Source organism: Acinetobacter sp. IK23 (assembly GCF_035615275.1).
Lineage (GTDB): Bacteria > Pseudomonadota > Gammaproteobacteria > Pseudomonadales > Moraxellaceae > Acinetobacter > Acinetobacter seifertii.
On sequence record NZ_JANBNX010000011.1, the window covers coordinates 59,056 to 78,903 of the forward strand.

Sequence of the window (19,848 nt, forward strand, 5' to 3'; positions counted from 1 at the left end):
ATCATGAGCCAATCAAACCAAAAACGTACACGAGCAAAAATCTGTGGAATTACTCGTAAGCAAGATGTTCAGGCAGTGATTACTGCTGGAGCAGATGCGATAGGTTTTGTTTTTTTCCCGCCAAGTCCAAGAAATGTAACAGTTGAACAAGCACAAGAATTAGCAAAACTTATTCCGCCTTATGTACAAATGGTGGGTTTGTTTGTAAATGCGAGTGCCACTGAAATTCAGGATGTACTTGATTGTGTTCCCCTAGATGTATTACAACTACATGGCGATGAAACTCCAGAACAATGCCAAGATATTGCTCGCCATTGTAAACGTCGCTGGTATAAAGCGATTCAGGTCAAACCTGATCTGGATGTAGTTGCTGAAATTCAAAAATATCAGGCAGTTGGTGCCAGTGCTGTATTGCTCGATGCATGGCATCCTGAGCTCAAAGGGGGCACAGGTCATCAGTTTGACTGGTCTAAATTCCCGAAACTTGATATTCCATTAATTTTGGCAGGTGGTTTAACCCCTGACAATGTCATTGACGCTATTCATACTACCGGTGCTTTTGCAGTAGATGTGAGCGGAGGCGTAGAGTCCGCAAAAGGTATAAAAGACCAACAACTCATTGAACGATTTATGCAAGGAGTCCAACGTGGATCAGCAAAATAATGTGATTGACTATACCCAATTCCCAGACGCAAATGGGCATTTCGGTATCCATGGCGGACGTTTTGTGTCAGAAACATTAATGGCGGCATTAGAAGATCTAGAAAATCTCTATTCCCGCATGAAAAATGATGAACAGTTTCTGGCAGAATTCGACCGTGACCTCGCCTACTATGTAGGTCGTCCTAGTCCACTTTATTATGCTGAGCGATGGTCAAAAGAGTTAGGTGGTGCGCAAATTTATCTTAAACGTGAAGATTTGAACCATACAGGCTCACACAAGGTAAATAACACGATTGGTCAGGCATTATTGGCAAAGCTTTCTGGCAAAAAACGTATTATTGCTGAAACTGGCGCAGGCCAACATGGTGTAGCAACAGCAACAATTGCAGCACGTTTAGGTCTTGAATGTGTTGTGTATATGGGTGCTGAAGACGTTAAGCGTCAAGCAATGAACGTTTATCGTATGCGTTTGTTGGGTGCTACAGTTGTACCTGTGCAAAGCGGTTCAAAAACATTAAAAGATGCCATGAACGAAGCAATGCGTGACTGGGTAACCAATGTTGATAGTACTTACTATGTGATTGGTACAGTTGCTGGACCACATCCATATCCTCAATTGGTTCGTGACTTCCAATCTATTATTGGCCGTGAAGCTCGTAAACAGATCCTGGAGCAAGCAGGTCGCTTACCAGATGCGTTAGTTGCATGTGTGGGTGGCGGTTCAAATGCAATGGGCTTGTTCTATCCATTCTTAAATGATGCCAACGTGAAAATGTATGGCGTTGAAGCTGCTGGTTTTGGTATTGAAACTGGAAAACACTCTGCACCATTAAATGCAGGTCATGTTGGCGTGTTACACGGTAACCGTACTTACCTCATGAGTGATGCACAAGGCCAAATTATCGAGACACATAGTATTTCGGCAGGTTTGGACTATCCGGGTGTTGGTCCTGAACATAGCTTCCTGAAAGATATGAAGCGCGTAGAATACGTGCCAATTAATGATACTGAGGCGCTGCAAGGTTTCCGTGACTTAACCAAGATTGAAGGGATTATTCCTGCGCTTGAAAGCTCACATGCAATGGCGTATGTCTCTAAGCTTGCACCAACCATGTCTAAAGCTCAGATTATTATTGCGACTGTTTCAGGCCGTGGTGATAAAGATTTAATGACAGTTGCCCGCATTGATGGCGTAGAAATGGTTGAGATGTAAGAGGAAAAAATGCCAAGCTTGTTTATGGTGATGTTAGGTGGCCGTCATGCACGTGCCAATACAGAAGTCCATGATGTTGTGATGGCTGTAGGGGATACTTTGGAAGAAATTTACCCTCAACTTAAACAGGCTTGGTTTGGTGAGGCTCAAGGGTTACATATTGATGCTTGGGCCAAGCTCTCTGGTGTTAACTCTCAAGGGCAGAACTATCAAATCCAGTTTTCTGATGCAGCGCCGTCAGCTTCAGATCTAAAGTTGTATTTGATTAATCTGGGTGGCTATACACCTAATGCTTTTGGTGAGTTACATAGTTATCATTTGGTAGTTGCACCTAATGCGGTAAGTGCAAAACAATTAGGTAAACAGTTTATTGATCAAGAGTGGTATAAGCCACATACCGACCGTGTAGTGGATATTGATGATTGCATTCCGATTGATCATATTGCAGGTCGTTATATCCAATTAGTACAAGGTGAGTTCAATCCAACGTGTTGGGAAAACACTTATTTACTTCTCTAAGTGTTCTTAAAAAAGGCTTAAAGGCAAAAATAAAATATAAAAAGTTGCTGATCTCATGTATAGCTCTCTCAAATCGCCACTTTTTTCTAGCACTATTTAGAATTCATCTGCTTAGACTAGAAGCTCAACATAAGCTCTTTGGAGTAATCAAAATGGGTCTTCTAGATGAAGTAGGTAAAATTGCTGGTGCAATTATCGCAGAACAAGGCGTCGATAAATTAGATCCAGATGCAGGTTTTCTAGAAAAAGCAGCAGGTGCCTTTGCTGGCTATGAAGCAGCAAAAATCGCTGAGAAAAAATTGGAAAATCAGGACGGTAACGAGCAAGAGTCAGAACCAGAACAAGCAAGTGATGATGACGCTTAACTTTTAGAAATTGAATTGCACTTAAATCATGAGTTGAATTTGATTTTTGTTGATGGATTGGGTCATAGTTACTGCAATAGACCCTCAAAGAGTTTAAGTTATCGTATATCGATTTAAGTGAATAATAGAAAAAAGAGCATATCAATATGCTCTTTTTTTATGGCTCAACAAAACTTATTTGAAGATCAAAACAGATAAGTAGCCAATTGGTTAGTGATCAGTCTATTATTAGTCAATAGATGAGCAGGAAATCAACGGATAATAAATAATGGATTTAATTCAAGAAAATGGACAGCCTCGTTATGGGCGTTTTGAATCTGTACCGTCGACCATTCATGTACGACGTTATATTTATAAAACACCTTATGGTAAAGCCTTAAAGGGCTGGCGGAAGCAATTAAAGTATAAAAAATTTAAATTCTGCGGCATTCAGCATAAGCACTACAGTATTGGTTTAGCAATTGCAGATATTGGTTGGGTTGGACATGGCTTTTTCTATATCTATGATCATGAAACAAAGCAAGTCATTGAGTGGAATGCGATTCAGCCCTTAGGTCATAAAACTCATCTTGATGAACAGCCGTTATTTAATCAAAGCTATTTTTCTAAATCGCCTTATCAGATCGATATTCAGCATGCCAATGGTGTGCGATACATTCGGGTAACTAAATATGGTGAAATTTGTTTGAGTGCCCGTATTTTTTGTGCGGGGACAGATATCTTAAGTTTGTGTACCCCAACAGGTATTAATGGTTGGACGTATACCCAAAAGCAGACCACTTTGGCTGTTGAAGGTATGTTCATGAGTAAACAAAAACAACTTGTGCAATTTGATGAAAAGACATTTGCATCCTTAGATGATACCTGTGGTTTTTTACGTCCTGAAACAGCGTGGTTTTGGCTTTCATGTAATTTTTGGGATGAGCAGGGTCGACGTATTGGGTTGAATTTGGCTTCTGGGGTTAATGAAAGTTTTGGTAATGAAAACTGTTTATGGATGAATGGCGTTTTATTTCCACTTACAGATGTTTTATTTGAAAAAATAAATGATGAGACATGTAAAATTAGCTCTTTAGATCAAAAGCTTAATCTGCACGTCCATATTGGTTGGTGTCGATACGAAAACATTAATCTAAGGATGATTGGAAGTCAGTTCAATCAGTGGCAAGCTAAAATTAGCGGCAGTATTGAACATGAGGCAATTGATACAATCACTTGCAATGAGCAATACGGGCTACTAGAACAACATTATGCAAAATGGTAACAAGCAGGTTATAAACCTGCTTGCCAAAATGCTTCACCCGCTGCGATTGGGTCATTTGTTTTTTCTAAAGTTTCAATCCAAACAGGATACTGACGAATAACTGGATGTTGACTTGGGTGAAAATCTTTTTTAAACCAGTCCAGATATTGTTTTTTCATGGCGGTTAATGTGCCATTTTTTCCAAAGAACCAAGGTAAACCTTTGAGTGTCATCGATAACCTTTCTTTAGGGCTAAAGCCATCACATTTCAACATAATGTTGGTTCTATAGAGTGTAAAACTAAACATGAGTACAGTCGTCAGAACCAATACAAAACGACGAGTCGACTCTGGAACTTCGCCCACCTGTCTCATAACATCAAATGCCACATCGCGATGTTCCATTTCTTCAATGGCATGCCATGCAAATAATGCACGAACATAAGGATGTGCATTTTCTAAAGTTTTTTTATTGCTATAAAAAGTTTCCGCCATTAATGCTGTTAAATGTTCAGCTGCTGCTGTCATGGCAATATTGTATTGTGGTGAACGTTGGGTAAGCTCAAAACGGAAAATTCTTTTAAGTGTGCTTGTGAACTCATCTACAGGCATACCTTGCTCTTTCATGAGCTGATTCATTTTGTCATGGGCAATACCATGTTGAGCTTCTTGTTTAATAAAATCTGCCACTCGCTTTTGTAGTTCTGGGTCATCAATTTTGTCACGGAACATTCGTACACATTCTATGAAGTAACGCTCTCCGTCTGGAAAGGTTAAGCTGAGTGCATCAAACATACGAGTCAAAAAGGGATCGTTATTAAACCAAAATCGTGGTGCTTCATTTAAATGGAAATCTAGATCTTTGCGAACTACTGGCTCGACCTGATAAGAAACATGTGCGTTCATCTTTGTATTTCTCGCAACTAAGCTTTTCCTTAGTATGTCGTGAATGGTCGGCTTTGTTTTGACAGTTATCGCCAATTTTTATACAGTTTGCGACAAGATGGCAGTAAAAAAAGGAAACGCCATGCAAGAATTTACGATCTCTAATGGATACTTTTATCTTTGGAATACGTATTTAAAAGAAAAGGGAGTCGCTTGGCAGACACTTAATTTAAATGACACTCAAACTCGCCAAGTTCAAAATATTTTGTCTGCCTCTATTGATGCTCAATCTTCTTTGCATCTTTTCATTGAGCTTTTAGAATTGACTGAATGTCGATTACAAGTGACCAATTTGGCTTTAGAAATGGCAGCCTGTATTACACCTGCCAACTTTGGGGTGCTGGGTTACATGGCATCTAGAAGTGATACTTTGGGGCAAGTGGTTCAGTATATTGCTAAGTTTCACCGCTTAGTCATAGATGGCGAGCAAGTTGTACCTATACAAATTGAGCAAGATGCTTCTAAAATTCGATTGTATTGGCCTTTAGTTGATGCCAGTAATATTGTACTTAGTGAGTTAACTTTAGCAGCAATGGTACAGCTCGCTAAAGAGATTGCTCCCTTACATGATTTTCTTTTACAGCATATTGAGTTTGTACATCGACCTCGAGGTGCACTCGTTCATTATCAACGGTTCTTTCAGTGTAAATTGTCATTTGACCGACCTTACTATGCATTAACTTTTGCAAGTGAAAGTTTAAATGTTCGTCCCCAGCATGCAGACCCAACTTTAGTACAGCTTTTAGTAAAACAAGCCGAAGAAGCTTTGGTTCAAAGAAAAGTACATACCGATTTAGTTCAGCAAATACATTGGATCCTACAAGAATATTTCAAGCATAAACAGCAAGCACCCAAAATAGAAGATATTGCCATCGAGCTCAATGTTTCAGTGAGGAGCTTGCAACGCCAACTACAGGCATTAAACACTTCATTTAAATTAATTTTAGATGCTGAGCGTATGAAGCGCTGCGAGATATTGTTAAGTCAAAATGAAAGTCTTACAGCAATTGCTGACCAGTTGGGTTATTCCGATCAGTCTGCACTTGCAAGAGCACATAAAAACTTAACAGGACAAACGTTACTCACTCGTAAAAAGCAATTGCAACTCGCCCATAAAAATACAGAGTAATAGAGTTTTTGATGTTTTTTTGCTCAAATTGCAAATAAATAATGACTCAAAAATAGGAAGCTTTGATCATTGAGAAAAGTTTCAAAATATTGATAAATGTACGCCATGGGTTGTATGAATCATACAATCGAATATCGCCATAACGTTAGACCTGTTCAATGAGCAAAAAATAGCGTTAAAATGCGATGTTCTTGTATTTCTACAAACAACTCCTCAATTTTAAATAATTCAAGGAAAGCACAACCCTATGTCACGTCTTGCCACCCGTTTTGAAAAGTTGCAGTCCCAACAGCGTAAAGCACTTGTATCTTACGTCATGGCGGGTGATCCACAGCCACAAGTAACGGTACCGTTACTTCATAAAATGGTTGAGGCAGGAGTAGACGTCATTGAGCTTGGTTTACCATTTTCAGATCCAATGGCTGATGGGCCAGTAATTGCGCTTGCGGCTGAACGTGCACTTGCAGCAGGGACTAATACCTTAGATGCATTGAACATGGTAAAAGAGTTTCGTGAACAGGATCAGGAAACACCTGTAGTTTTAATGGGTTATCTCAATCCTGTTGAAGTAATTGGTTATGAAAAATTTGTTTCTTATGCGAAACAATGTGGTGTAGATGGCTTATTACTTGTGGACTTACCACCAGAAGAGTCAAAAGAATTTGGTGCAATCTTAAAACAGCATGATATGGACCAAATCTTCTTACTTGCACCAACTTCAACCGATCAACGTATTCAACACGTAGCGAATCAGGCAAGTGGGTTTATCTACTATGTTTCACTTAAAGGTGTTACTGGTGCAGCGACATTAGATACTTCTGAAGCTGCTGCACGTATTGAGAAAATCAAGAGTATGACTAACGTTCCTGTTGGCGTTGGTTTTGGTATTAGTGATGCTGCTTCCGCGAAAGCGATGGGTAGTGCTGCAGATGCCGTGATTGTAGGTAGTGCTTTCGTTAAATCTTTTGCAACGTTGACAGCTGAAGAAGCTGTTGAACAGACGGTGAATAAAGTCAAGGAGCTTCGAGCAGCGCTCGATGAGTTAGTATGAATCAAGAAGTGAAATCAGGGAAAGTTCTTAGCCCTTCGACACCATGGACACAACGACCAGTTCCAGGTATTGAAGTTGCAGATGAGCAACAGACTCTCAAAGCAACATTTACTGAGCCGACTATTGAGTGCCCTGAATGTCATGCTTTAGTGACACGTACAGCTATATCTTTTAACGCGTATGTATGTCCACAGTGTGACGAACACTTAAAAATGAAAGCTCGCGATCGCTTAAACTGGTTCTTCGACAATGTTGTGACTGAATTAGGTCAAGAGTTTAGTGCGAAAGATCCATTAAAGTTTGTTGATAGCAAACCGTATCCAGAACGTATGCGTGAAGCGCAAACTAAAACTGGTGAAACGGAAGCTTTAATTGCCATGCAAGGTAACTTAAATGGCGTAGACATGATTGCATGTGCTTTTGAGTTCGACTTTATGGGTGGCTCAATGGGTACTGTAGTAGGTGACCGTTTCGTTCAGGCGGCTGAGCTTGCAATTGAAAAACGCCAACCATTAATCTGCTTTGCAGCTTCTGGTGGTGCGCGTATGCAAGAAGGTATGTTGTCGCTTATGCAAATGGCGCGTACTTCTGCTGCGATTCAAAAATTAAAAGATGCTGGTTTACCTTATATCGTGGTGTTAACACATCCAGTTTATGGTGGTGTAACAGCTTCTTTAGCAATGTTGGGTGACATCCATATTGCAGAACCTAAAGCAATGATTGGCTTTGCTGGTAAACGTGTAATTGAGCAAACTGTACGTGAAACATTGGAAGAACCATTCCAACGTGCTGAATATTTGCTTGATCATGGTGTAATCGATCAGATTGTTCATCGTCATGCTTTACGTGATACTGTATCTCGACTTGTATCGAAATTGATGAACTTACCTTGAAACAACAAGCTCCACTTTCAACAGACTCTTTAGATACATGGCTCAATTATTGGAGCCATGTTCACGTTACAGGGATCGATCTTGGTCTGGAACGTGTTATTCCGGTAGCAGAAAAATTAGGAGTGACTAAACCCACTGCTAAAGTTTTTACTGTTGCTGGAACGAACGGGAAAGGTTCAACTACAACAACACTTGCATCTATATTAAAAGCGCAAGGTTACAAAGTTGGGTTGTATCAATCACCGCATATCTATCGTTTTAACGAACGAGTCAAGTTAGGTGGAGTCGAGGTTGATGATCAAAGCCTGATTGATGCTTTTGTGCAAGTTGATCAGGCTCGTCGTGATTGCGATTTAAGCTTATCTTTTTTTGAAGCAACCACTTTGGCTGCTTTTGTCATTTTTAAGCAACAACAATGCGATGTATGGGTGCTTGAAGTCGGTTTAGGCGGGCGTCTTGATGTCGTCAACGTCATTGATCCTAATATTGCTGTAATCACCAATATCGGTCTTGATCATACTGACTGGTTAGGCGATACCATTGAGAAAATTGCTTTTGAAAAAGCAGGTATTATTCGCCCTGACATTCCAGTGATTTTTGCAGGTGAACAATCTTTACCTCAAGCTATTCAAGATAAAGCCAATACTTCACAAGCGAAACTATACGCGATCAATAGAGATTATTTTTATAAACTGGCCAGTGACGGAAAACACTGGTATTTTGCAAGTGAAGGAACTACTTTAAAATTACCACTAGGGTCGCTTGCAATTGAAAATATTGCAGGGGCAGTTGCTGCTGTATTAAATAGCGGACTTGAAATCTCGCAACGCGCGCTAGAGCAGGGTATTGAAAATGCACGCTTAGCAGGCCGTTTTGAAGTGCGCCAAGTTAATGGAAAAACCATAATTTTTGATGCCGGACATAATCCACATGGTGTTGAATTTTTGTTAAAGCAATTGCGAAATTTCTTAGAATACAATAAACAGTACACAGAAGTTGTCGCAGTATTTTCAATGCTGGCAGATAAAGATATAAAATCAGTAGTGGATTTATTGAAACCTACTGTTTTACATTGGAAAATTGCTGAGTTGAATGTGCCGCGTGCTGCACCGATTCAGCAGTTGAATGACGCCCTACAAGGCCAGACAATACAACAATTTGGCAATATCAAAGAGGCTTTTAAATCAGCGCTTGAGCAAACAAATAACAATCAGCTGATTTTAGCCTGTGGTTCGTTTCATACTTTAGAAGCGATTTGGGAGTATTTGGAAGAATGTCAATGAATAACAAACAACGCTGGATGGGTGGCGTTGTTTTATTAGGTGGTGGTGTTTTATTGGCAGCATTACTTCTAAAAGGAAATGAAGAAATAAAACATGTGGGCGCTGAACCACAGACCTCAACATCACCGAAATTACACGCTAAACCAAAGCCATCAGCACAAGAAGGGCAGATGGTACAGCTACAACCGCTTGCAGTGGATGTAGAAACAGAAAAACGTCTTCTTGAAGAACAACGCCGTTCTCGTGAAAAAGCGGTTGCTGAGCAAGAGGCTCGTGCTGCCGAATTCTTGGCAATGCAACAACAGGCAGAAGCAGATGCAGCCCGTAAAGCTGCTGCCGAATATGCTGCAATTAATGCTCGCCGAGCTGCTGCTCAAGAAAGCTCAGATAACATCCCTCCTGAAGTTGCAGGTTCTGATGGAAAGACAAAAGGACAGCAAACTGATACAAAAAAGTCAGTAGATACAGCTAAAGCAGAAGCCGATAAAAAAGCCGCTGAGGCAAAACGTCAGGCTGAAGTTGATAAAAAAGCAGCAGAAGCCAAGAAGCAAGCAGAAGCTGATAAGAAAGCTGCTGAAGCTAAACACAAAGCTGAAGCAGAGAAAAAAGCGGCAGAAGCTAAACATCAAGCCGAGGCAGACAAAAAAGCTGAAGCTAAGAAGCATGCTGAAGCAGAAAAGAAAACAGCAGAAGCTAAGCACAAAGCTGACGCTGAGAAAAAAGCTGAAGCAGAGAAAGCGCGTGAGCTGCTTGAAAATGGCGATAAAAAGTGGATGGTACAAGTTGCATTGGCTGCCAATCAGGCAAATGCAGATGCTGTTGTCTCTAAACTACGTGCTAAAGGTTATAAGGTTACGACAAGTCCGACCAGTAAAGGTATCCGTATTATGGTTGGACCTGCGAAAGACCGTGATACCGCAGATGCAGCTCGTAAGAAAATTACCTCTGACTCCAGTTTAAACATGAAGTCAGCTTGGGTCATTGATTGGGTGCCATTAGATCAACGCTAATCTGATCTAAGGTTGATTCAAGATCTAATTAAGATGGATTCGACAATTGTTGTTGAATCCATTTTACATTTTCAGGGGTAAATAAACGGTCAATATTTTTCCAAATAATATGATAACCGTATCCGCCTTGCTTCATTTCTTTAACTGCATCATCAATTGCCCAATGTTCAAAAATAATTCGATACATCGCTACGCTAGCACCAGTACGGTCTGAACCGTGGTAGCAGTGTAATAAAACACGTTGATTATTTTGTTTAGCAATTTTAATTTGCTGCATGACCTCTAACAGGTCTTGTCTGTTAATTGCCCATGTATCGATAGGAATGTGAACAAGATTAAAATTCTCATTTTTAAATACTAATTCATCTGAGTCTTTAGCTCTTAAATTAATGATAGTTCCGATTTCATGACGTTTTAATTCGGGAATCATTGCAGCATTTGGTTGTTCGCTACGAAAAACATCATTGCTCACTTGGTAAAAGTTATGTGCTTCGGAAACTAAAGTTCCCCAATCTTTAGGTCTTTGCTCATGTGCAACGCTTTCATGTTGCATACATCCCTGTAGGTTTAGACACAGAACAAGGGCGATGAGTGGGAATTTTTTCATGTTTGATACCGTCGAAGCTCATGAGGGTCATGGGCACAAATAATTTCAATCATTGGCTCATGTTGAGCCAAATGCTGTAATTTTTTAAGGTTAATAAGACGCTTTTCATTATCTTCTGCAAACGTTTTTTCCAGAAGGGTCAGCGATCTTAATTTATTTTCAGGATTTAACTCTAGATGTGAGTAGTAAGCATCTCCGCAGAACAACAACCACTGATTTTGTTGTTTGATGGCAATACCACAATGTCCAGCGGAATGGCCTAATAATGGCACCATTAAAATTTCATCTTGGAATAAGGGAAAACCTTTTACTTTTTCAAGATTAAACCATTTTTCACCTTGCTGATATTCAACGAAATTCCAGTATCGATGCTGATTATATTGATTGGTTCTATAGCGAAGTTTACCTTTAAAATTAGGTAATTGCGCAGCATTATATTCAGTGGCTAAGACATGAACTGTGGCATGAGGAAAGTCAGAAATGCCACCTGCATGGTCAAAGTCGAGGTGAGTCACAAAGATGTGCTGTACATCTTTAGGATGAAAACCTAGTTTTTGTATTTGCTGGATTGCACTGAATTCAAGATTCGTCTCAATTTTCCCCAAACGTTTAACTAACGAGCCAAGGCGTTGTTGCATGTGTAAATAGTCTTGCAGACCAAATCCTGTATCAATGAGTACAAGCCCGCGGTCCGTCTCTATTAAAAGACAATGGCATACCACTTCAGCTTTCCAGCCTTTCTGCCCAAATAAAGGTGCGCAGACAGGACACATACTGCCGCATTTTAAATGATGAATTTTATGGATCATGATTGTTGTTTTTCGAACAAACTCCTTGGAAGTTATAACTGATCTCGACACTAAAAACCATGTGTATTCAATACATAAATAAAAAAGCCATCACTCTGGATGACTTTTTCGGGTGTGATATTTAATCTAAGTGTGCCTACGCGCTTCGCTTGTCTTGTAGCCAACTTTTCGAATGCTTGCCTACGCACTTCGCTTGTCTTGCAGGGAATCTTTTAGATGCTTGTCTACGCACTTCGTTTGTCTTGCAAGCAATAAAACCTTTAGTCGGTTTTATTACTTTCAGGCTGTGGCGTGAGGCGTAAATAAGGTTTAACAGCCGTATAACCTTTAGGGAAACGCTGTTTAATTTCTTCTTCATCTTTAAGTGATGGCACAATAACGACATCTTCACCTTGCTGCCAGTTCGCAGGTGTAGCGACTTTATGCTTATCTGTTAATTGTAATGAATCCACAACGCGTAAGACTTCATTAAAATTTCGGCCCGTCGAAGCAGGGTAGGTAATGATTAAGCGAACTTTTTTGTTAGGATCAATAATCACTAATGAGCGCACTGTCAGAGTTTCGCTGGCATTAGGGTGAATAAAACCATAGAGCTCAGATACTTTACGGTCTTTATCTGCAATGATTGGAAAATTTACCGTTGTATTTTGTGTTTCATTAATGTCATTGATCCAGCCTTTGTGAGACTCTACATCGTCTACTGACAAAGCAATCGCTTTAACATTACGCTTCGTAAATTCATCTTTTAATTTTGCTGTATAACCTAACTCAGTTGTACATACGGGAGTATAGTCGGCTGGATGTGAAAATAAGATTCCCCAACTATCACCTAAAAAATCATAAAAATTAATCGTGCCTTCACTCGATTCTTGTTGAAAATCAGGGGCAGTGTCTCCTAATCGTAATGTCATGATCTTTCCTCAGTTGCTTAAAATTTGTTATGTGCTGAAATGAATATGACGCAATTTATTTATTATTAAAATTATTGTTTTTTTATTTTATTATGAATTTTTTATATAAGTGTAAATATATATGACTAAAACTCACTAATTTAAGAACTGAATCAATGTAACTTTAAGATAAATTTGCTAAATTAGATTTCTCGGAAGTTGTGTTCAATAGATGAGCGTTAATATTGAGTTTTTAGGTGCCGGACATATTCAGCGGCCTTAGAGAAAGGTTGAAACCGTTTGTCTAACTATCAGATTTTTTTTATGGGTTTTGTGCAAAACCCTTGTACTTCAAATTTCTGGCACCATAATAAACGACTGAGAAAAAATTTATTCATTTGACCAAGCAAGATTTAGAGAGTTTATCCATGTTGGCAAGTCTGATCGGAGGTATCTTCGGTACAAAAAATGAGCGTGAACTCAAACGCATGCGCAAAATTGTTGAGCAAATCAATGCGCTCGAGCCGACGATATCAGCTTTAAGCGATGCAGACTTATCTGCAAAAACTCCAGAATTCAAACAACGTTATAACAATGGCGAAAGTTTAGATAAGTTACTTCCTGAAGCGTTTGCAGTTTGTCGTGAGGCAGCAAAACGTGTAATGGGCATGCGTCACTATGATGTGCAATTGATTGGTGGTATTACTCTACACGAAGGCAAAATTGCCGAAATGCGTACCGGTGAAGGTAAAACCCTTATGGGTACTTTAGCGTGTTATTTAAACGCATTAAGTGGTCAAGGCGTTCATGTGATTACTGTGAACGATTACTTGGCACAACGTGATGCTGAGTTAAACCGTCCATTATTTGAATTTCTAGGTTTAAGCATTGGTACAATTTATTCAATGCAAGAACCGTCAGAAAAAGCAGCGGCTTACCTTTCTGACATTACCTATGGTACCAACAACGAATTTGGTTTTGACTACTTACGTGACAACATGGTGTTTTCTTTAGCAGAAAAGAAACAACGTGGTTTGCACTATGCCATTATTGACGAAGTTGACTCAATCTTAATTGATGAGGCGCGTACGCCATTAATTATTTCTGGTCAAAGTGAAGACTCTTCACACCTCTATACTGCAATCAATACGATTCCACCAAAATTACACCCGCAAAAAGAAGAAAAAGTTGCCGATGGTGGACATTTCTGGATTGATGAAAAGCAGCGTTCAGTTGAAATGACTGAAATCGGTTATGAAACTGTAGAACAAGAACTCATTCAAATGGGCTTGTTGGCTGAAGGCGAAAGCTTATATTCAGCAACAAACTTAAACCTTGTTCACCATGTATCTGCTGCTATTCGTGCGCACTTCTTATTCCAACGTGATGTTCACTATATTATTCATGATGGTGAAGTGATCATTGTTGATGAGCACACTGGTCGTACAATGCCGGGTCGTCGTTGGTCAGAAGGTTTGCACCAAGCAGTTGAAGCAAAAGAAGGCTTGGAAATTCAGCCTGAAAACCAAACTTTAGCAACAACTACATTCCAGAACTATTTCCGTCTTTATAAAAAGCTTTCAGGTATGACAGGTACTGCTGATACTGAAGCTGCGGAAATGAAAGAGATTTACGGTCTTGATGTTGTCATTATTCCGACTCACCGACCAATGATTCGTAACGACCAAAACGATTTAATTTATTTAAACCGTAATGGTAAATATAATGCGATTATTCAAGAAATTATGAATATTCGTGAGCAAGGTGTTGCACCGATTCTAATTGGTACAGCAACCATTGAAGCCAGTGAAATTTTATCTTCTAAGTTGATGCAAGCTGGTATTCACCACGAAGTGTTGAACGCTAAACAACATGAACGTGAAGCAGACATTATTGCTCAGGCAGGCAGCCCGAATGCCGTAACAATTGCAACCAACATGGCTGGTCGTGGTACAGATATTATTTTAGGTGGTAACTGGAAGGCGAAACTTGCCAAGCTTGAAAACCCGACAGCAGAAGATGAAGCTCATCTGAAAGCACAATGGGAACAAGACCACGAAGATGTATTGCAAGCAGGTGGTTTGCATATTATTGGTTCTGAGCGCCATGAATCACGCCGTATTGACAACCAGTTACGTGGTCGTGCGGGTCGTCAAGGTGACCCTGGTGTTTCTCGCTTCTATTTATCTCTTGAAGATGACCTCATGCGTATTTTCGCAGGTGACCGTGTTGTTGCCATGATGCGTGCAATGGGCTTACAGGAAAATGAAGCGATTGAACACAAAATGGTAAGCCGTTCTATCGAAAATGCACAACGTAAAGTTGAAGCACGTAACTTCGATATTCGTAAGAACCTATTGAAATACGATGACGTGAATAATGAACAACGTAAAATCATTTATTCACAACGTGATGAAGTTTTAGCGGAAAACACTTTACAAGAATACGTTGAAGAAATGCATCATGAAGTCATGCAAGCCATGATTGCTAACTTTATTCCACCAGAGTCAATTCACGACCAATGGGATGTGGAAGGCTTGGAAAATGCTTTACGTATTGATTTAGGTATTGAGTTACCAGTTCAGGAATGGTTAGAGCAAGATCGTCGTCTTGATGAAGAAGGTCTGGTTGAGCGTATTAGCGATGAAGTACTTACACGTTATCGTCAACGTCGTGCACAAATGGGTGATGAATCAGCAGCAATGCTTGAGCGTCATTTCGTTTTAAATTCTCTTGACCGTCATTGGAAAGACCATTTAGCTGCAATGGATTATTTGCGCCAAGGTATCCACTTACGCGGCTATGCGCAAAAGAACCCTGAGCAGGAATACAAAAAAGAAGCATTTAACTTGTTTGTAAACATGTTGGGTGTCATTAAAACTGATGTTGTGACTGATTTGTCTCGTGTACATATCCCAACACCAGAAGAGCTTGCAGAAATGGAAGCTCAACAACAACAGCAAGCAGAAGCAATGAAGCTTTCTTTTGAGCATGATGATGTTGATGGCTTAACTGGTGAAGTGACTGCTTCTCAGGAAACACTCAATGAGTCGGTTGATAACCAACAAATGTTCCCTGTTCCTGAAAGTCGCAATGCACCATGTCCATGTGGTTCTGGTTTAAAATATAAGCAGTGCCACGGCAAAATTTAATTTGCTGGATAAAAAAAGCAGAACAATTGTTCTGCTTTTTTTTGGTTTGTAGTAAGCCTGTGAATAATGTTTGCAGTTTTAAGCATTAAATGCTATTTACTTCTCATCCAGAGTGTATGTTGGAAAGACAATGAAAAAAGTATTACAACCCTTATTTTTAGCTGTTCTTGCTGTGCCAAGTTTTGTTTTCGCAGCAGAAACAACTTCAGCCCCTCAAACAACAACGGTTGCTAAAGTTCGTGCAGCAACTGGTCCAACTTCGGCTCAGGCTGTAGTGAAGCAAGAAAACACGACGGTAATTAGCCCTCGTACAGGTATTCGTTATACATTGGGTAATACAGGTAATCGCCCAATCATTTTACAAACTGCTGCGATTGCTCCAGCAAACTCTGCAAACATTAATCGTATTGTTGCAACTAACCCAGCGTTGTCTGCGAAAAGCCAAGAAAAAGCAAAAATTGCTTTAATTGGTGAAGCCGCAGTTGCGGGTGCAGCAGCTGTAGCAGCAAATAATGTAACTGCTCCAGCGGCGACAAACGGTGTTGCGCCAGCAAATCCTGCATCAATGAATTAATTTTCATATATAAAAAAAGCCGGTCAATTTTGAACCGGCTTTTTTTATATTAGGGTGTTTGAAAATATTTAAATCTGATTATTTACATCGTCATTTTTTGTTTCACGTATTAATAAGAACGCGACCAATGATAAAAGTGATGCTGCTGTCAGATAATAACCTACAGCATATAAACCGTAAGTTTCAGCAAGTTTTGTGGCAATCAGTGGAGCAAACGATGCGCCAAAAATACCAGCTAAGTTAAAGGTTAATGCTGAACCTGTATAACGAACTGAAATTGGGAAAATCTCAGAAAGAACTGTACCAATTGGGCCATAGGTTAAACCCATAATTGATAGGCCAGTACATAAGAAAAGAAAAACGATAAGAGTATTGCCAGACTCTAACATGCTAGAGAAGAATAATCCGAAGATCGCAGCAGCAATACATACGCCAACTGAAGTGGCTTTACGTCCAAATTTTTCTGCAAAAATAGCAGATAAAGGAATGAATGCTGCAAAACAAAGTGTCGCAAAAAGTTGAAGTTCTAAAAACTCACCACGTGCATAGCCAAGTTTTGTTGTTCCCCAGTTAAGTGCAAACACTGTAGTGAGATAAAACACAACGAATGTACAGATCGCTGCAATCGTGCCGAGAATAAGCTTACCCGTATGTTTGGTAACGACTTCTTTAAATGGAATATTAACTTCTTTTTGTTTATCTAAAACTTTCTGGAAAGCTGGAGTTTCATGGAGTTTTAAACGGATATATAAACCAACAATGACCAAAATTGCACTCGCAATAAATGGAATACGCCATCCCCATTGCATGAATGCCTGTTCAGGAATAGCAGCACTTAAAAGTAAGAATGATCCCGTTGCTAAAATAAAACCAATAGGGGCGCCAAGCTGTGGGAACATGCCATACCAAGCACGCTTACCTTCTGGTGCATTTTCAGTTGCAAGTAGTACAGCACCACTCCATTCGCCCCCTAAACCTAAACCTTGTCCTAGACGGCAAGCCGCTAGTAGTAAGGGAGCTACAATCCCGATTTGTGCATAAGTCGGAAGTAAGCCAATACATACCGTTGATATACCCATGGTCAGCAAAGCTGCCACTAGTGTTGCTTTACGGCCAATACGATCCCCTAAGTGGCCAAATAAGGCTGCACCGATAGGACGAGCAATAAAGGCAATCGCAAAGGTTGCCAGAGACTGTAAGACTGCGGCACTGCCACTGCTAGCAGGGAAAAACAGGTGTGGAAAGATAATCACGGCAGCAGTTGCATAGATATAAAAGTCGAAGAACTCAATGGTTGTACCGACTAAGCTTGCAAATAAAACTCGTGCTTTTGAATTAGTGGCTACTACAGGAGCAGCAGTCGCAGAGGTTGACTCCATATAAGTCCTTATATCAATTAAAATTTATTTTTAGTTTGCTATCCTTTTTTAAAAGATAATTTTCTTAAAGAATAGCGTGAAAGAACATCATCCATGACTCTTTCAGGATCACTGAATATGAGTGAAAAATGGACTAAATAACGTACCAATAGATTGCAAGAAAGTGTGCTCCTGCACCTAAAAGCACAAAAATATGCCAGATTGCATGGGTATATCTTACCTTTTTTAATGCGTAAAACAATGCTCCAACCGTATAAGCTAAGCCCCCAGTAATTAAGAATATCAAAGCATCTTTACTTAAATAAGTACGCATATCGTCCATTACAAAAACGGCAAGCCATCCCATTAGAACATAGGCAAGTAAAGAGATTTTCTGAAAACGGTGAATGAAAACTAACTTGAAAAGTGTACCAATTGCAGCAATGGCCCAAAGTGCAATAAGTAATATATGGGCTTTGGATGTAGGTATCGCAATACTTAAAAACGGGGTATATGTTCCTGCAATTAAGTAATAAATAGCAGTGTGATCGAGTTTTTTATACCAGTAACGTAAGTTTTGGGTTTGCGCAAAGTGATAAAGAGTCGAACTGGTAAAAACGAGAATTAGGCTAAAAGCGTATACCCACAAACCTACCCACTGAGCAGTTGGAAGATAAGATCCTTTTATAATTAAAAGGATAGCGGCAACCACGGCCATAATAACGCCAGCACCATGGCTATAGGCATTAAAAAGTTCTTCTTTGGGGTCGTAAGTTTCTAACACCGATTTACTCATAAGTTTATTTTTTTGATTAAAAATACAAATGTATAGAAATACAAAACAGTCGTAAAGTTATTTTATTTTTAATCCTATACCCTTTAAACTTTCAGTTTATATGAGTCACCATTCTTTAGGTATATCTGTGTCGGTTTTCTCCTTTGAGCAAGAACAGCAATTCTTTCATGAAATCAAACAAATGCTTGATGAGCAGAGTTTTGAGCGTTTGATTTTGAGTCAATATAAAGGAGAGTTGGCACAACTAGAAAAAATCACTTTCCGCATTGTAGAGTTAAATGGGCAAAAACAACTTTCGGCTTTATATCACCACACTACTCAAGATGTGACCAAAAACTATACCTTTGAAGAGGGTTTAGAACAGATCGCAACGTTGATTGTGCAATGTAAACAAGCAAATTTATTTTCAACTCTGCAAGAAATTCAGCTTAAAAAAAATAAGAAAAAAGCCATGCTTAACATTGGGAAAAAACAAAGTACGAATATGTCTCCAACGGTACAAGCACATGATCGTGAGAAACAGCGTTATGTACAGCAGAGTAGTGCATTTCTAAAAGAACTTGGTATTACTGATGAGAAAGCTCAAATCATTCCAAGTATGGCTCGTAAATGGAAGCAGATTAATAAATTTATCGAAATTTTTGCGAGCGCGTATGAACAAATTGATGCAGAGCAAAAAGAATTACGCATCGTCGATTTTGGTTCAGGGAAAGGTTATTTAACTTTTGCTTTATATGATTATTTACAGGAACAACAAAAGATTCCTTTAATTACGGGTGTAGAGCTGCGCCGTAACTTGGTGGAGTTCTGCCAGAATGTGGCAGACAAAGTGCATTTTAATCATTTGGACTTTTTTGAAGGCGATGTTCGTAGTTATCAGCCAGAAAAGCTGGACGTTATGATTGCTTTGCATGCGTGTGATATCGCGACTGATTTTGCCATTCATACCGGAATTCGTTTGAACGCTTCAATGATTATGTGCGCACCGTGCTGTCACAAAGAGTTGCGTCCACAACTACATAGTCCTGAAGTTCTACAACCGATGCTACAGTTTGGTATTCATGCTGGGCAACAAGCTGAGATGTTGACCGATACATTACGTGCGTTACTTTTAAAAGCGTATGGTTATGAAACTAAAGTTTTTGAGTTTGTATCGCTTGAGCATACCAGCAAAAACAAAATGATTTTGGCGACAAAACGCAAGAATGTTTCACAACCTGATGCGAAGATTATGGCTCAAATCCAAGCATTGAAAGAAATGTACGGGATTAAAAAACATACCTTGGAACTGTTATTACAAGATCAATTGCCGATCGAAAATATTGGCTGCAAATGCTAGGAAGATGAGT

The 19,848-nt window shown here is 39.6% G+C and carries 19 protein-coding genes; 13 read left to right on the forward strand and 6 right to left on the reverse strand.

Annotated elements, in window-relative coordinates:
* The first annotated feature begins 3 nt into the window (after nucleotides 1–3).
* The 5 genes from MSG95_RS10090 to MSG95_RS10110 all read left to right on the forward strand — a co-directional run bounded on the left by MSG95_RS10090 (nucleotide 4) and on the right by MSG95_RS10110 (nucleotide 4,024).
* A complete protein-coding gene (locus MSG95_RS10090; protein WP_077165627.1) occupies nucleotides 4–663 on the forward strand; it encodes a phosphoribosylanthranilate isomerase in 660 nt (219 codons plus the stop codon).
* Entirely contained in the window at nucleotides 647–1,876 is a 1,230-nt protein-coding gene (gene trpB, locus MSG95_RS10095) for a tryptophan synthase subunit beta (protein ID WP_077165626.1), read from the forward strand. Before MSG95_RS10090 ends, trpB begins: the two co-directional genes overlap by 17 nt.
* A gap of 9 nt (nucleotides 1,877–1,885) precedes the next feature.
* Complete coding sequence (locus MSG95_RS10100) at nucleotides 1,886–2,395, forward strand: DUF1543 domain-containing protein (RefSeq protein ID WP_077165625.1); 510 nt, start codon at nucleotides 1,886–1,888, stop codon at nucleotides 2,393–2,395.
* A 152-nt stretch (nucleotides 2,396–2,547) separates the two neighbouring features.
* A complete protein-coding gene (locus MSG95_RS10105; RefSeq protein WP_077165624.1) occupies nucleotides 2,548–2,760 on the forward strand; it encodes a hypothetical protein in 213 nt (70 codons plus the stop codon).
* A 268-nt stretch (nucleotides 2,761–3,028) separates the two neighbouring features.
* Entirely contained in the window at nucleotides 3,029–4,024 is a 996-nt protein-coding gene (locus tag MSG95_RS10110) for a DUF2804 domain-containing protein (RefSeq protein WP_324645034.1), read from the forward strand.
* An 8-nt stretch (nucleotides 4,025–4,032) separates the two neighbouring features.
* On the opposite strand, the gene MSG95_RS10115 is transcribed toward MSG95_RS10110, so the two are convergent.
* Nucleotides 4,033–4,908 carry a metal-dependent hydrolase gene (locus MSG95_RS10115; RefSeq protein WP_077165622.1) on the reverse strand — a complete coding sequence of 292 codons (876 nt, stop codon included), beginning with the start codon at nucleotides 4,906–4,908 and terminating at the stop codon, nucleotides 4,033–4,035.
* 121 nt (nucleotides 4,909–5,029) lie between these two features.
* Between MSG95_RS10115 and MSG95_RS10120 the strand changes: the two genes are divergently transcribed.
* The 5 genes from MSG95_RS10120 (at nucleotide 5,030) to MSG95_RS10140 (ending at nucleotide 10,313) form a co-directional block, all read left to right on the forward strand.
* Nucleotides 5,030–6,076 (forward strand): AraC family transcriptional regulator, encoded by a 1,047-nt coding sequence (locus MSG95_RS10120; protein WP_077165636.1) that lies wholly within the window; start codon nucleotides 5,030–5,032, stop codon nucleotides 6,074–6,076.
* A gap of 247 nt (nucleotides 6,077–6,323) precedes the next feature.
* Entirely contained in the window at nucleotides 6,324–7,127 is an 804-nt protein-coding gene (gene trpA / locus MSG95_RS10125; protein ID WP_004705707.1) for a tryptophan synthase subunit alpha, read from the forward strand.
* Complete coding sequence (gene accD, locus MSG95_RS10130; protein ID WP_004705709.1) at nucleotides 7,124–8,020, forward strand: acetyl-CoA carboxylase, carboxyltransferase subunit beta; 897 nt, start codon at nucleotides 7,124–7,126, stop codon at nucleotides 8,018–8,020. Before trpA ends, accD begins: the two co-directional genes overlap by 4 nt.
* Nucleotides 8,017–9,303: a bifunctional tetrahydrofolate synthase/dihydrofolate synthase gene (gene folC, locus MSG95_RS10135; protein WP_077165621.1), complete on the forward strand. Its 1,287-nt coding sequence runs from the start codon at nucleotides 8,017–8,019 to the stop codon at nucleotides 9,301–9,303. The genes accD and folC overlap by 4 nt, the downstream gene beginning before the upstream one ends.
* Nucleotides 9,294–10,313, forward strand: coding sequence for an SPOR domain-containing protein (locus tag MSG95_RS10140; protein WP_077165620.1), 1,020 nt, complete (start codon nucleotides 9,294–9,296; stop codon nucleotides 10,311–10,313). Before folC ends, MSG95_RS10140 begins: the two co-directional genes overlap by 10 nt.
* Before the next feature lie 28 nt (nucleotides 10,314–10,341).
* Here the strand turns inward: MSG95_RS10140 and MSG95_RS10145 are convergent, their stop codons facing one another.
* From MSG95_RS10145 to MSG95_RS10155, 3 genes are all read right to left on the reverse strand, one after another.
* On the reverse strand, nucleotides 10,342–10,920 hold the full coding sequence (locus MSG95_RS10145; protein WP_213033568.1) for a dual specificity protein phosphatase family protein: 579 nt from the start codon (nucleotides 10,918–10,920) through the stop codon (nucleotides 10,342–10,344).
* The gene (locus MSG95_RS10150; RefSeq protein ID WP_213033567.1) at nucleotides 10,917–11,729 is read right to left on the reverse strand and encodes an MBL fold metallo-hydrolase; all 813 of its coding nucleotides are present in this window, start codon (nucleotides 11,727–11,729) and stop codon (nucleotides 10,917–10,919) included. Before MSG95_RS10150 ends, MSG95_RS10145 begins: the two co-directional genes overlap by 4 nt.
* A gap of 260 nt (nucleotides 11,730–11,989) precedes the next feature.
* Nucleotides 11,990–12,640 (reverse strand): peroxiredoxin, encoded by a 651-nt coding sequence (locus MSG95_RS10155; RefSeq protein ID WP_005050084.1) that lies wholly within the window; start codon nucleotides 12,638–12,640, stop codon nucleotides 11,990–11,992.
* Nucleotides 12,641–13,047: 407 nt separating this feature from the next.
* Here MSG95_RS10155 and secA point away from each other — a divergent pair, with 407 nt between their 5' ends.
* Both secA and MSG95_RS10165 read left to right on the forward strand, forming a co-directional pair.
* On the forward strand, nucleotides 13,048–15,771 hold the full coding sequence (secA, locus tag MSG95_RS10160) for a preprotein translocase subunit SecA (RefSeq protein WP_077165618.1): 2,724 nt from the start codon (nucleotides 13,048–13,050) through the stop codon (nucleotides 15,769–15,771).
* 130 nt (nucleotides 15,772–15,901) lie between these two features.
* On the forward strand, nucleotides 15,902–16,345 hold the full coding sequence (locus MSG95_RS10165) for a hypothetical protein (protein WP_019457514.1): 444 nt from the start codon (nucleotides 15,902–15,904) through the stop codon (nucleotides 16,343–16,345).
* Between the two features lie 68 nt (nucleotides 16,346–16,413).
* Here MSG95_RS10165 and MSG95_RS10170 read toward each other — a convergent pair whose 3' ends face one another.
* Complete coding sequence (locus tag MSG95_RS10170; protein WP_019457515.1) at nucleotides 16,414–17,724, reverse strand: MFS transporter; 1,311 nt, start codon at nucleotides 17,722–17,724, stop codon at nucleotides 16,414–16,416.
* A gap of 133 nt (nucleotides 17,725–17,857) precedes the next feature.
* Nucleotides 17,858–18,499: a PAQR family membrane homeostasis protein TrhA gene (gene trhA / locus MSG95_RS10175; RefSeq protein ID WP_019457516.1), complete on the reverse strand. Its 642-nt coding sequence runs from the start codon at nucleotides 18,497–18,499 to the stop codon at nucleotides 17,858–17,860.
* A 127-nt stretch (nucleotides 18,500–18,626) separates the two neighbouring features.
* On the opposite strand from trhA, the gene MSG95_RS10180 reads away from it, so the two are divergent.
* Nucleotides 18,627–19,838, forward strand: a complete 1,212-nt coding sequence (locus MSG95_RS10180; RefSeq protein ID WP_077165617.1) for a class I SAM-dependent methyltransferase — start codon at nucleotides 18,627–18,629, stop codon at nucleotides 19,836–19,838.
* Nucleotides 19,839–19,848 lie beyond the last annotated feature (10 nt).